The sequence below is a fragment of the Leptospira borgpetersenii serovar Javanica genome, from assembly GCF_003046425.1.
Taxonomy (GTDB): Bacteria; Spirochaetota; Leptospiria; order Leptospirales; family Leptospiraceae; genus Leptospira; species Leptospira borgpetersenii.
The window spans coordinates 7501-21613 of record NZ_QAJG01000011.1; the positions used below are offsets into that span (position 1 = coordinate 7501).

10 protein-coding genes and 1 pseudogene (1 of these 11 cut by a window edge) are annotated in these 14113 nt (G+C 35.4%); 4 read left to right on the forward strand and 7 right to left on the reverse strand.

Annotated elements, in window-relative coordinates; genetic code table 11:
* The 3 genes from CLV95_RS10365 to CLV95_RS10375 form a co-directional block, all read left to right on the forward strand.
* On the forward strand, positions 1–951 hold the 3' portion of the coding sequence (locus CLV95_RS10365; protein WP_002735105.1) for a helix-turn-helix domain-containing protein. The gene continues 189 nt to the left of window position 1, outside the view; 951 of the gene's 1140 nt are visible here — the last part of the coding sequence; the start codon falls outside the window, past its left edge; it ends in the stop codon at positions 949–951.
* Positions 952–2095: 1144 nt separating this feature from the next.
* Complete coding sequence (locus tag CLV95_RS10370) at positions 2096–3265, forward strand: helix-turn-helix domain-containing protein (protein WP_002734969.1); 1170 nt, start codon at positions 2096–2098, stop codon at positions 3263–3265.
* Positions 3266–3286: 21 nt separating this feature from the next.
* Positions 3287–4024 carry a TetR/AcrR family transcriptional regulator gene (locus CLV95_RS10375; RefSeq protein ID WP_002734901.1) on the forward strand — a complete coding sequence of 246 codons (738 nt, stop codon included), beginning with the start codon at positions 3287–3289 and terminating at the stop codon, positions 4022–4024.
* A gap of 668 nt (positions 4025–4692) precedes the next feature.
* Here CLV95_RS10375 and CLV95_RS10380 read toward each other — a convergent pair.
* The 5 genes from CLV95_RS10380 to CLV95_RS10410 form a co-directional block, all read right to left on the reverse strand.
* Complete coding sequence (locus CLV95_RS10380) at positions 4693–5094, reverse strand: hypothetical protein (protein WP_002768222.1); 402 nt, start codon at positions 5092–5094, stop codon at positions 4693–4695.
* A 195-nt stretch (positions 5095–5289) separates the two neighbouring features.
* A complete protein-coding gene (locus CLV95_RS10385; RefSeq protein WP_002735050.1) occupies positions 5290–7008 on the reverse strand; it encodes an EAL domain-containing response regulator in 1719 nt (572 codons plus the stop codon).
* A gap of 338 nt (positions 7009–7346) precedes the next feature.
* Positions 7347–8954, reverse strand: coding sequence for a sensor domain-containing diguanylate cyclase (locus CLV95_RS10395; protein WP_002739682.1), 1608 nt, complete (start codon positions 8952–8954; stop codon positions 7347–7349).
* A 543-nt stretch (positions 8955–9497) separates the two neighbouring features.
* The gene (locus tag CLV95_RS10405) at positions 9498–10196 is read right to left on the reverse strand and encodes a FecR family protein (protein WP_002734872.1); all 699 of its coding nucleotides are present in this window, start codon (positions 10194–10196) and stop codon (positions 9498–9500) included.
* Positions 10197–10326: 130 nt separating this feature from the next.
* Entirely contained in the window at positions 10327–10734 is a 408-nt protein-coding gene (locus CLV95_RS10410; protein WP_016749222.1) for a hypothetical protein, read from the reverse strand.
* Positions 10735–11450: 716 nt separating this feature from the next.
* Between CLV95_RS10410 and CLV95_RS19370 the strand changes: the two are divergent.
* Positions 11451–11826: pseudogene (locus CLV95_RS19370) on the forward strand (transposase); the annotation flags it as partial.
* A 147-nt stretch (positions 11827–11973) separates the two neighbouring features.
* Here the strand turns inward: CLV95_RS19370 and CLV95_RS10420 are convergent.
* Together CLV95_RS10420 and CLV95_RS10425 are read right to left on the reverse strand one after the other, a co-directional pair.
* Positions 11974–12621 carry a class I SAM-dependent methyltransferase gene (locus CLV95_RS10420; protein ID WP_369747205.1) on the reverse strand — a complete coding sequence of 216 codons (648 nt, stop codon included), beginning with the start codon at positions 12619–12621 and terminating at the stop codon, positions 11974–11976.
* Between the two features lie 146 nt (positions 12622–12767).
* Entirely contained in the window at positions 12768–14108 is a 1341-nt protein-coding gene (locus tag CLV95_RS10425) for a hypothetical protein (protein WP_107694945.1), read from the reverse strand.
* Positions 14109–14113: the final 5 nt, after the last annotated feature.

The window sequence follows — 14113 nt, forward strand, 5'->3', positions numbered from 1 at the left end:
AAAGTAATTTTTCCGCAAGAAACCGATCCAAGATTGATGAAAGACCCCATGTTTTTAGGAATTTACTTCGGTTTAGTTCTTTATGCCTCAATTGCGGTTTTAATCTGTATAATGTTCATCCTTGACGGTTTGGAGAATCCTTGGTATTACTGTAAAAGACTGACCGTCGCCATCCCAATTACAATGGTAGGTGCATTTTTTTTACCGGGCACGATTTACATTTGTTTTTGTGATTCGGCTACAGTTCTAATCACCCTTTACGCGTCCGGATGGGCCATCTTCAAAATTCATTCTTCCAAAAAAGCAAATGTATTTTTCAACTTTCCATTTATCACACTCATTATCACTTCTTCATTGATTTTGGATTTGGCCGGAACCTTGACGAGTTCTACAAAAATGCTTATGTTCTCAGAGCTCATTCCCGGGTTTATGATCGCCTATATTACCTTAATTGAACGTTTCTTTCCTGTTCTTTTCAATAAAACTTACGTTGAATCTAATAAAACACTCGCAGACAACCAAGCCCTTTCGGATTTTCCGGTGAATAATTTAATTGAATCCGAAGAAAACCAAACCGAATTTACTAGAAATATCTTGGAAGGTGTGGAATTGGACAAGATCGAAGAAAGAATCAATTCTTTTCTCCAAGTGAGAGGTTATGCGGATGAAGAACTTCGTTTGCCTGATTTTGCTTCTTATCTCGGACTTTCTACACACCAAGCCTCCTATTATCTCAACAAACACATGTCTATGAAATTCGCGGATTTCTTGAATATGAACCGGATCGAAGATGTAAAACGGAACCTTCGCGATAAGTCACACATGAATTTATTACAAGTTGCCTTAGAATGCGGCTTTAACTCCGCCTCTTCATTTCATAGAGCTTGTGTTAAATTCACAGGAAAATCTCCGAGAGAATTTAGAAAAGAACTCATCAATTCTCAGAATTAAAATCCCGTTTTATCTAAGAATCTATCCCAAAATTGTCTAATGTGGGAGTTCCTACGTTTTATTGCGAATTTCTAGACGATTATAATTGATTTTTTCTCAGGTTTTAGGACAGATTATAATATAAGAAGAATGAAATTTTTTTCAATCCCGGCAAAGTAAGAGAATTAAGTTTTCAATCACAACAAATACAAAGCTACTCATGGTATCGAATTTTGTGATAATCTGTAATCCCATTTATCTTTTTTATGCCATGCGACCTTTGTTTGGGAAATTACCGTGAACATGAATCAAGTACCAAATCGTACTACAAGATCCATTATTTAACGTGAATTCGATATAAAAAAGTTCAGGCGAATCATTCGCAAATTTCATAGCTGAATTTTTCAAACTAAAGTACCGCCTCTACAAATCACAACATAATAATCGCTTTCGCATTTGTTATACCGAACTCACGTTATTTTAGTTAGTAACTTCCAGAATAGCCGCAATAAAAAGATAAATCTTTAATCTGATTTTTAAGGTAAGATAAGGTTCTAACTTTTTATCTTCAAGACGAACTTGTTTTTATAAGAATTTTTCAATTTAGAAAAGTTTTAAACGGAACTAGAATTATCATAAAAGTTTATTTCTTTAGAAAAAAAAATTCTAAAGAAACGACAAAGCCGCAATGTCGAGATTAAAACACATTTATAACATAAATTGAATGCCTATCTGACATAGGGGAAACTGATTGTCAATTTTTTAGTTTACTAATACTACGCCTTCCAAGACATGGCTAATAGAATCATTTCTTAAGGAACGCTCAAGACACATTATTCTTTGATTTAAATGATTCAAGTTATAGAAGAACTGTTCATATTAATATGATTTCATTGCACTTTAGAAAAATTTGCATTTTACAAACAATCGAATTGTTATATCGAAATTTTTTAATTCTAAATCGATTCTTAAATTATATATTTCACTGTTTGCAAATTAGCAAAATAAAACGAAAACTTATCTCTGCATTAATAAAAAAGATAAATAAAAATCAAAGTAAAAAAGACGAGACCAAGCCAGAGGTTCTCGATTTGAAAATTCAAATCCTACAACACTAAAGAGCTCATTGTTCATGAATACACTCATCCAGAATTTCCTAAACTACATGTATAATTTGAAAATCTTATCGGATTTTGAAGTACGAATCTTTTTAAAAAAATTCACTCTACAAAGATTGATCGAAAAAAATATTTTCTTCACGTTTGTATTTTTTTTCGTCGTTTATTTAGCGATCTGGAATCAAACAATTCCAGAAATAGCGACTTCCGAAGATCTATCTAAATTTAAATTGATCTCTCTAATCTGTGGAATTTCGGTTTATTCTTTTCTACTACTTCGGCTTGTCATACTGACGATTCTTGGAATCCAAGTATCCTGCCAAATCATCCTTAGAAACGCGGCATTTGCGATCGTTCTCTCCTTTTTATTTCTAATGTACTTTGAAAAATCCTTTTCTATGGTAATTACAGGGGAACTTTTTTGTTTCGGAGTTTGCGCTTTCACCGTATTAGAATCGGGTTACCTGATCCATTTCCGAAACTTCAAAAAAGAATATTATTCCTTGCTACCAATCCTTGGGGGAATTGGGTTTGGAGCTTTGTTAAATCTAATTGGAACCTTGTTTTATAACGTCTATTGGAATAACATTTCATATTATACTTATATGTTTTCCATTTTTATTCTCTATCTTTTAAAAAGAAAAATAAAAATCCAAAATGAGACGGACGTGCAAAAACCGATTCTAAACCCGGAAATTCAAGAGATCATAGAACAAACAAACCCAAAATTGGAAATGGAAGTTTTCGAATCTAACGAATATGCAGTGGAAGAAAAAAATCTTCTTAAAGAAGACGATCTAAAACGTGCAGAAGATAGAATCAAAGGTTTTATTCAAGAAAAACTTTATGCAGATGATAGCATTCGCCTAATTGACCTTTCAGCTTATTTAGGAATTAGTTTACACCAAGCTTCCTTTTACTTAAACAACTATAAGAACATAGGTTTTTCGGATTTCATCAATCAAAATAGAATAAACGACGCAATTCGACTTCTCGTGGAAAAACGGAATATGAATTTATTGGATATCGCTTTCGAATGCGGATTCAATTCTTATACGTCTTTTCACAGAGCTTGTAAAAAATGGACCGGCTACTCTCCAAAAGGACTCAGAATAAATACTTTTCTAACAAACGGATCTAAGAACGAACATCTGAACATACCTATAAATTCTCAAAAAGTCGAAGCATTGAGTAATAATTTCAAGTCGAATGGCTAGGATACAAAATAATTTTTTAACATGATTGAAAAAATTCTAGAAAAAACGATGCGTTTATTTCTTTCTGCAGGTTTTGCCAAAACAAACACCGATGAAATCGCAAAACATATAGGAATTAGTAAACGAACACTCTATCGTTATTACGATGCGAAGGAGAAATTGATCAACGCCGTATTCAATTTTTTGAAAGAAAGAATTACAACTCAACACGAAGCAATCATCAAAGACAAATCCAAAAATCCCAGAGAAAAACTTAACGAGATTCTACTCATCATCACCGAACTCGGCTCCAAAATGGGGAAACCATTTGTAAATGACATACAAAACTTTCGCCCCGATCTTTTTATGATGATGAAGGAATTTCGCAAAGAAAGGCTCAGAAGACTAGCAGACATAATAAAAGAAGGACAAGACAGCGGAATTTTTCGAAAAGAACTCAATCGAGAACTAACGATCGACACGCTCATCGCTGCTTTAGACGGAATTGTCAATCCAAAGTATTTATCAGAAACCACCTTTTCCATTTCGAGTGCTTTTGATACGGTTTTTAATATTTTTATACACGGGATTGAAAACGAAAAAAACAACTCACAACTTAAGAACCCAATTTTACATTCTCATCTGGACACGGATGCTCACATCCTTTTTTTTCAAATCATGGATTTCGACACAGAGCAAGAAATATCATCTAACGGGGCCATCGATCTTCAAAACATAAGAGGCAAAAAAAAATCTATTTGGTCAACAAATACAAATTAACCAAATAGACTCAGTGCTTTGTTTATGGAGATATAGGAGCTAATCAACTAACCGAGCAGTTGTTATACGTCTGCGAAATTTTTATTGCGTCTACTGTAGCAAAATTTCAGATCTGAATCTCCCCTAGTTATAATCTGAATTCAAGAATCCAAAGATGCTTTGTGTTCAGACTCTTTATCTTTCTGAAGAGTTTATCCGAAAGCGATGACGAGTTTGTGCGTAGAAAGGTTGATTCTTAATTTTTCAGACAAGTGGTTTTATTAAGAAATCATTTGAAATTAAACTTTAAGGCTATTAAAATAGATTCGAGCAACAAATCATTTTCCCTTAGTATCATTCAGTAAGCTTTTGATTTCAATTTTCCAAATTTTAAAACAATCTATGAAGTAGTATGCTTCAAACAAATAGGAAACTTTTTAAATCAATCAAACACAAAGAAAAGACTTTAATGGGTATTTAAATAAATATACAAAGAAGAAACTTATTTTTGAAAATGGAAAAGATTTTAAAATTATCTATCTGGCTCGTTATTACGAACGAAACCAGATAGACGAGTGTAATAGAGTGAGTTCCCTTCTACAAGAAACATCATAACTTATTCTCTAAAAGTGTTCTCTTCAGAATATAAGATGAATAAAATTATCTTGAAATGAAATAACTTTCGGATTTTAGAATTCAAACTCCTGAATTAAAGAATCTAATTCCAAAGCCTCTTTGAGTTCGTCAAAATCTGTCACCGGTTTGACCTCTCTCAGTTTATTATAATTCATAATCCAGTTATAGATTTTTTGATCTGCTGTTATGATAAAATATCGAGTAAATCTTTCGGAAATGATATGTAAAATTCCAGTAAAAGCCCGCACAAATTCCGAATTGAGATTAGTCACTTTTCTGATGTCCAATACCAACATTCCCTCCATCTCATAAAAGATCGAACTTAGTTTAGCCGGAATTCCCCTTAAAGTTTCATGATTGACCATACCTGCAAATTCGATTACTAAAAGTTTATAACGAACTGTATTGACCTGTAGTTCTTTTAATTCGTGCTCGATTGTTACAGCCTGACTCATTCTTGACCCCCAAAACAAAAGAGATTTTTTAAAAGCCTCTTTGTGTTTATAAGGAGTATATTTGAATCGATTACAAAATGCTTTTCAGCTTATAGTATGAGGGGGTAAAATTAAAATTGCAAATTCACTGAATTTTAATTTTACCCAGACATGAGGAAACACCGAGAAACTATTTCGTGAAAATCAATTAGAAACTCAAACTAAGTTTAAAACCGTTTCCGCATAAACGATTTCTTCCGCAGGCTCCATTAAATAATACCCTTGTGAATAGTCTATATCCAAAGATTTCACCGCTTCCAACTCCTCTTCTTTGGATACGAACTCGGCAACTACCTTAGCACCAATTGTATGAGCCATTTCCGTTATCGCGGCTGCCAATCGATATGAAGTTTGATTTTCATGAATTCCCTGTATAAATTTGCCGTCTATTTTGATAAAATCCGGTTGAATTTCCATCAGTCTCTCAAAGTTGGAACGTTCCACTCCGAAATCATCAATCGCAATTTTACAACCGATTTCTTTCAATTCTTGAAGAGAGCGAGTAGAATTGGAGGATCCGTTCCAACGATCGTTTTCTAGAATTTCAAAAATCACCCGATCCGGAGATATTCTGTAATGCAAAAGGCGATTCATCACCCAAAGTGGAAACCCTTTCTTATCCAAATCGGATTCGGAAATATTGATGGAAAAAGAATATTCGGAATGTTTCGAAAAATATTTAAACGTCTTTTCAACCATTAAAGGAGTGAGCAATCGAATCAATCCCGTGGATTTTGCAATTGGAATAAACATCGCGGGATTATAAATCTGCCCTCCTTCCATAATTCTCGCTAAACATTCGTATTTCGTAATTTTTTTGAGCTTGTTATCGTAAATTCCCTGAAAGTAAGGAATAACATTTCCCGCATTCAAAGCCTCATTGAACTTCCTACCCAACTTAAGATTTGCATAAATTCGGTCCACCTTGTTGGTCGCCTCCGAATAAGAAACATATTCAACGGAAGAATCATTGCTCGCAGTCATCATTGCAAGTCTTGCCTTATCATATACGTCCGATTGATCCGATGAGACTCCGATCGAAATTTTAACCTGAAAAGAAATCCCATCCACTTCGATGCATTCGGATCTAAGAAAGATACGAACGGCGCTAAGTAAAGAATAAAATCGATCCTCTTCGATCTTCGCCAGAATCGCAATCATGTTGTCGTAAATATGAAAAATTTCTCCGTTGTAACCTCTTACAAAACAATTGAGGACGGATAAGAATTCGGATAACACCTTACGATATGTTTCGATTCCGAAATTTTCAGCGATGGAACTAAAAGACTCTATTCGAATGAGAGAAAGACTAGAACTTTCGTTTTCAATCAGTCTTTGATCGATTCTTCGTTTTAAATTTTCAAAATTCGGAAACAAGGTTTCACGATTGAACAGATACGTTTCTTCCAATTTAGAACTAAGTTCGGCCACCTTTTGATTTTGAAAGTAAGCCTTTACCGCTTCGGAAATAGTCAGAATCAAATCCTCGGAATCCCAGGGTTTTGAAAGATATCGATAAAGATTTGCTTTATTCAAAGCATTTCCAAGAGTTTTTGCAGAAGCATAACCTGTAAGCATTACTTTATAGATCTGGGGATATTCCTGATGAATTTGAATCAGCAGTTCATCTCCGCTTTTTTCACGCAGCACCTGATCACAAATGACTAAAGGAACGTCGATTTGTTCGAATTTACATCTCTCCAAAATTTCCATGGCAGAATCTGCATCTTCCGCGATTTCTATTTCGAACCGACTTCCAAAACTGAGTTGAATTGCACACTTGATACTCTTCAATACAACAACTTCATCGTCTATTATCAATATAACCGGCTTGATATTCAAATTTGTATTTTGAATGAATTCGTTATTTCCCATCGTACTTCATCTTTATTTTTATTTTCATTCTCTCTAGTTCTTAAAAAAAATCCAACAATGCTAACTTCAAAACAGATACTTCCCTTAAGAAGAATCAATTTATCTCTTGTCGTTACCAGACCCAATTGCGCAATTATTATGATACAGAAGTTTCTATCAACTAACATTGAATTTAAAAATTCTTTTTCTATCAATTGTGCGTTAAAAACTTTGGTTATTTTTTATTTTGGATCTGAAATTAAAAGGAAATTCGATGTCTTAATTTTTGTAGAGTTATAATCTGAATTGAGATTATTGATTTACAGAAAATCCAAAACGAATTTAAATTCCGATACAATTTAATTCTTCAAATCCGAATGGGAAAATACTTTCGGATCAAAAGCACAAACCCGGTTTCTCCCCGAAGATTTTGCTCGATATAACGCCTGATCTGCATTTACGAAGGCTTCCTCTAAATCCAACGTTCCTTGTGAAACTCCAATACTCAACGTCACCGGGTTTCCATCGTCCAAACGAACTTGATTTTCCACTTCTTTACGCAGATCTTCGGCGATGTCGGTAGAAGCCTTCTGACCGACTCCGAATAAAAAGATCGCAAACTCCTCTCCGCCCCAACGACAAACCGCATCCGTTTGGCGAATCGAACGACTAAGCACTTGAGCGACTTTTATCAAAGTTTTATCTCCGGTATCATGTCCGAACTTATCGTTCACCTGTTTGAAATGATCGATATCCACCAGCAAAATCGTCCAATCCTTTCCGTGCCGATTTCCAATGGTAAGAGATCTCTGGGTCAATTTTAAGAAGCCCCTACGATTCCAGATCCCGGTCAATGGATCCGTATGAATCAACTTGGCCACCTGATTCATCGAAGAGCGCAACTTGACATATAATATGAGCACAATAAAAAACGTAAATACGAGCACCCAAAAAGGAAGAAGATTTTTTATTATATAAATAATATATTCAAATATTTTAATTTCATGAACGAGCCAAATTTCCTCATCCTTAATTTTGTTCCTAATCCAAAAACTTCCTTTTTCGAGGAAAAACAAGTCCTGCGGTTCCATAATCATGGTAATCACCGGAAGAGGAAGCCTGGTATCCAATTTAAAAGTTCCGGATTTCGCTATGATTTTTCCATTTTCATCGATGAGCATACTTTCTCCGATACAATCCCCGCTTTCCAAAATTCTTTGCATAGCGTCCAAACCTATATCGATCGAAGCGACGCCGATGAATTTCTCATTCACATAAACGGGTTCGGAAATTGTTATCATCAGCCCCTTTCCTGCAAGGTCATCGTAAAGATCGGTTATAATTTGACGTCCGGTCGGATTGATTTGAGGAGTCGCCTGAGTCCAATACGGACCCAAATAAAGGTCATCGGTAAAATAATAATTTTCATCCTTAAACTTCGGAGTAATATAAAGGAATTTTTGTTTAGATAAATAGTAAGCCCAAACAACTTCGCTTTGTTTTTCAGTCAAAGACTCGAATTGTCCTCTTAAGTTCAGAGCGGCCTCAATTTCTTTGAGAAGAGAAGGATTCAATTTATAAACCGAACCTATTGCGGTAAGAGTTCCCGAATCGGCTCCTTCCTTATTTTCCCGACTGATATGGGGGATTCCAAACCTGTTTATATTCGGATAATTTTTGAATTTTTTAACAAGACTTGGATTTGCCAATGTATCTTCATAAAAGGTTAAATAATCCGAAATCGATAACCCAAGTGCCCTCGTTTGCGAACCGACCCTACGGATGTAATCCTTCATCACGCGGGTTCTCATACCAACAACTCGGTCAATTTCTTTTTTCATTCTCAGATTTTCATAAATCAGAAAAAATAACAGCAATACAAAAATAATTGCCAAGAGCGAAAAGAGTATCCTTTTCTTAATTTTTACGTTTTCAACTTGTGCATTCGTGTAAGTTTTGAATTGCAACTTGATCACCTCAATATCATAAATGGATAATAGCGCTTTAATGATCGATGATACAAGTTCTATCGAAAAAGAAATCCAAATTCTTTTTCATTACTTATCAAAAGCAAACTTGAAAATCCATATTGTAAAACGTAGTCGATTTGAACTTTTTAATCCAGTTTCTAAATACAGAATGAAAAAAATACGAACATTTGACAAAAGCAGTTTCTTTTGCTATTCAAAAAATATAATTTAGTAGAAGAACTTACTGCTTATATGAGTGTACACATAGTTTAAAAGGCTATTTCGTAACAAAAGTAATCTCATTTGGTATTTATAACATCTTAAAAGTCATCGAATCACACCAATAGGACTTTTCACTTTATAATAAGAAGAGATTATGCTCAAAATAAAATAAAACTTGATAAGAGTGTTTCTTTTATAGGGACAAATATACGAAGTAATTTATTGAGCGGAAAGATTCTTCAAATCTAGAATCAAACCGCTGCTTTACAAACCGACCCGAAAGGCCTAAACTTTAGGTCGCGTTTTTCAGGTGAAGTATTAGAGGGATTCTAGTTTCTTTTTTGCCAACTCGTTTATGATCTGCAACTGCTCGAAAGTCATTTGGTTTTGACCGCCCAGCGGGGAATCTTCGATTTCACTGTGATTGTGCACATAAGGAACATTCAATTTTTGTAAATCACTCGGAGTGATATAAATCGTTTTATCCCCTTTTGTTACGGATAAATAATCGGAATCGTTGATTTTTTTAGTATGATTTTGCCTGTTTTCCAATTCTATGTGACCTGCACAATGGCAAATAAACGTCATATTTCCGTAGACCGAAGTATAAAATTTTGTTCCTCTCACTCCCGCAGTTGTCGTCGGAGTATGAAGACTCATCCTCTCCCCTTTCACTAACTTGTTCGTTAGGATCCAAGTACTTCCTTTGTCTTGGAAGAAGGTTTTTTCATCGGCCTCTTCCTTTATTTGAAATCGGGAATCCGATTGAACTTCAATCAAGTAAGAATTTCCGCCGAAATCAAGCGAAGCCACCGACTTAGATCCCGTAACGACGATATCTCCATTTAAGATCTCCTGAGAAACGGTCGCCTTTAAGCTTTGCTCTCCCCTTTGAATGGAAACGTCCCCTTTTATAAATGCAATCACTCCTTTTGTCCGACTCGGTTGATTTTTACCACAATGAAAACCTAACCCACTTACACAGACGACGATCAATATCATCGATATCTTTTTCATAAATTCTCCAATCCAAGTAATTCTAATTCAAAACGAATCCATGGATGTTTTCGGATTCCAAAAAGGCAAACGAAATATTTTAGGTATATTTTTTAAATTCAAAATACATACTATCTTTTATAATGATCGTTCATCTATGCGACAGCTTACCTGCAAGGTAACTTGTTGGTATATATGCTCCTAACAAATCTATTACGGTAAACCATACCGGCGATGGTAGCATTATAATATTTGCGATACCTCCTGCTAAGAAAAGGATACCTACTACTAAAGCAAATTTAATTTTATGACTTGTACTGACCATTGCAGTTAGAAACGCTCCTGCAAATGTTCCAAGAGCATGAGCTAAAAAGGGCAAAATAAAATGTTTAGGCTGGAATAAATGTATGGATACTTGCAGTCCTTCCATTGTAGTCACATCAGCCCCATCGGGCGGAGGTATTATGTGGCCGCTATTCATGATAATTCCCATATTTATGATACTACCGAAAACCGCACCTGCAATAACCGCTATTATATTTTGAATGATTGGATTCATATTCTATTGTCCTAATTTTGTTTTTTTGATCGACGTTTTATTCCAAAACTCAATCGTTCGCTGAAGTTCAAATTCGGATTTCCATATAATTTTAATGGCAAAGTACGGCAAGAATAGTTTTTAACTTTTCAGCGCGAATTCTGTGAGCTTTTTAAAAACAATGATTTTTTATAAAATATCGATTCGTATATCACAAACAATGAAGGTTCTAAATCATGCTAGACAATAGTATCATGTCTTGAAAACAAGTAAACATTTTAGAATATCAAGAGAAGCTTTTTACCAATGAAAAAACTTGTGAGAAATAACGTTTCTCAAATTCGTGTGTTAATACCATAACCACACACCTTTTCTCGGAAAAACACTCTATGAAATTTTAAAAATTAAATTATAATCTCAAACAAAGGAAAAAATTGTTAGCGGGTGTGGGCAGACATCATTGAAAAACGCTAAAACCAACTTTCATATCAATTCTTAAGTGTGGGATATTTTACCCCCAATAACTTCTTATGTATTTTTTTTGCTAAATTACTAAACCTACTAATATCACTTTTTTACGATTCTTTAAATTGCTCACTGTTTTCAATATTATTTTTCAAAACATCAATCTCACAAAAAGACATCATCCGTACTTGATCGTTTTTATTTCATAATTCTTACTTGGCATTTTTCCTCATATAAGTATCCCAAACCAACCTCGCCTTAAATCAAAACCAGTTCCAAACACGAAAGCTGACGCGATCGGACCTTTACTCGTTGAACAACTTCCTTACTCTACTCCCTTATTCACTGACGAAGGATATCCATGGCTCTTTGGAGTATTTAAGAACCACAGGTCCGTGAATCACAGTGCGAAGTCGAAAGATGTTCGATACAGATTAGCGAAGAATCGTTGGTGCAAGGATGGAGTTCACAATCAAGTCGCTGAAGGGAATCATCGATTAGTAAAGACCGCTTTCTCTGCTTACCGGTTACATTCGACCTGAATTCAGTCAGTTGTACTTGGATGAGTTCAGTTTCTTGAAGAATGCGAACGTTTTGGGACTCGATTCTTTAGGGAGTAGACAATCTGGAGAGAGTCTTAAAAATTAGAGTTGTTGAAAAATTAATTCTTTATCCTTCTGCTGCATTGAAATGGACGTTTAAAGCGATTTTGTTAATCTGAATCATGGAATTTTTCAACAACTCTATTTAAGTTCCTCTACCCCTGTGAGAAAAAGTGAGAAAGGATATGACACCTCACTCGTCCTTAAACAATTCATCCGTAAATCTTGAATCTCCGACCAATCTGCTTTCCAGAAAATTAAAACCGACTCTTCGAAAATACGGTTCGATAGCCTTGAGATATTGTTTTTTGGTTCTCACATAAGCGTAAGGATCTTCAAAGTAGATATCCTTTTTCATTCGAATATAATCTTCCTTTGTAGGAACAGAGAAATAAAGATACTTAACTATTTTATGAAGTTTTTCAAATACAGGCCGCAGATCACCTTTGATGTATTGAACCACGGAGTTGCAAATACCGAGATCAAATGGAAGATGAATAAAATACGTAAGATCCAACTCCTGGACAGTCGTGTTCAATACGGAAATATTCCATGCACGAATCCATTTCTGAGCGAGAAGTTCGTCGAGCATCCGTTCGGAAGGATCGATGGCAAGGATTCTTCCGGGTTTGAAGATCTTTACCATTTCTTTTAAAAGTATCCCCTTACCGAACCCGAAGTCCGCCACCGAATTTACGTTTATTTCCATCAAATTCAAAATAGATTTCGCATAACGTGCATGTTCTTTTGCATTGAACGTGGCATCTACGTCCGTTCCCGAACCGTAAATATCTCTCCAATATGCAGTCTCAAACGGTAGACCATTGGCTCCTAAGGCCAAGTCCTCGTTTTCTAAAGGCTCTTCCCGTTTCTCATTCGACTTGAAGTTTAATTTTTCTTTGTAGAATGGCAGAGATATCACCGTATTTTTTTCTTTAGAGACGGAGTTCTTATTTTTTATGGTCGATTTTTTTTTCCAGATCGACTTCAAGGATTCAGTTCCGGACTTAACGCAGAGGTGGAAAATATCCCCGTTAGAAAACGGTTAAATCTCTTCTCCCCGGTTTTTAAAGAAAGTTGAGTTTTTGCTTTTTCAACTTGAATCTTAATTTGTGTATTCTCCTTTTCACCGGAGATAACTTTTGTCAGAAATCCTGTGATTAATATCTGTTCTCCCGACAAAAATACGAATTGAGGATTTTTAAACTTATAACGTTTGAGCATCTCCCTTTTATCCGCGAGCCAGATTTCCTCAAGAAACAGATAATCCCGATTTTTCCATTCTTTCGGTCGAATCGTTTGTAATCTTTGTTTGGAATGAAAATACACGTAAGACGAAACGGAAGGACTCGTATAAACTCTTTCGTCCGTCTGAATCACTCCCCTATTTTTTAAGCCCACAAGGTCCTTTGTGAATGCTCCGAGTTTGGCAGCGTTAAGTCCGGATGTCGGTTTAACGGAAAAATAAACGGACACAAGAAGGATTACGATTAAGACCGCACTCGCCGCCACGGTGTTGAGCTCTTTTTCGGATTTTAAAAGGAAGTTCCCGATATATAAAATTAAAAACAAAGGTCCGAAGTTGCAGAGATAACTCCAGAGCAATTTGTAGAACATTTCGAAAGAATTTACGCCGTAGAAATCTGTGACGATCAAAACAGTCAACAACGTAAGGAAGGTTCCTACATACACCAACAAGACCAATTGAGGAATATTTCTTTTTTTAAAAAAAACGGATTGATGTTTCTTTCTTTCGCGGATTCCTAATGTTCCTGCCTTGACTACGAAAATCGTAAAACCGACTAAAAAGATCGTAAAGTGAGAGAAAACACTTCCAAGAATACAGACGATGAGAATGAATATGTCGCCCAAAGTCTCCATCCTGAATGCAAGAAATAGAATCAAAAGAAAAAATAAACTCAGACATTCCGGATACAAAACCAGAGGTATGGAATAAGTCAGAGGAGTGATCGCGGACAAATAACAGAGAACATAATGATTCGGTTTCCATTTTTCCCTCTGAAGAATCAATCCGATGAGATGAATCCCCAAAGAAAAAATAAATGCGGAAAGCGTAAACAAAGCCGTGGTATAGTTGAATCCTGTGACCGATTTCCAAAGACTCAGAACCAAAAATGGAAGTGGGGGTTGGTCGGAGAAAAACTTTCCTTCTTCAGTTAAAGAACGGAGATTGGCGAGCATTTCCATCGCCTCCGGATTCAAAGGTTCTCCGAACCAGTTGTAAAGTACAGAAAGAACGACTGCAAGGCCGATCACAGATAGGAAAAGGAAGATTAGGTTGGCTTTATTACTTCTTTCTAAGTCCATGGGAG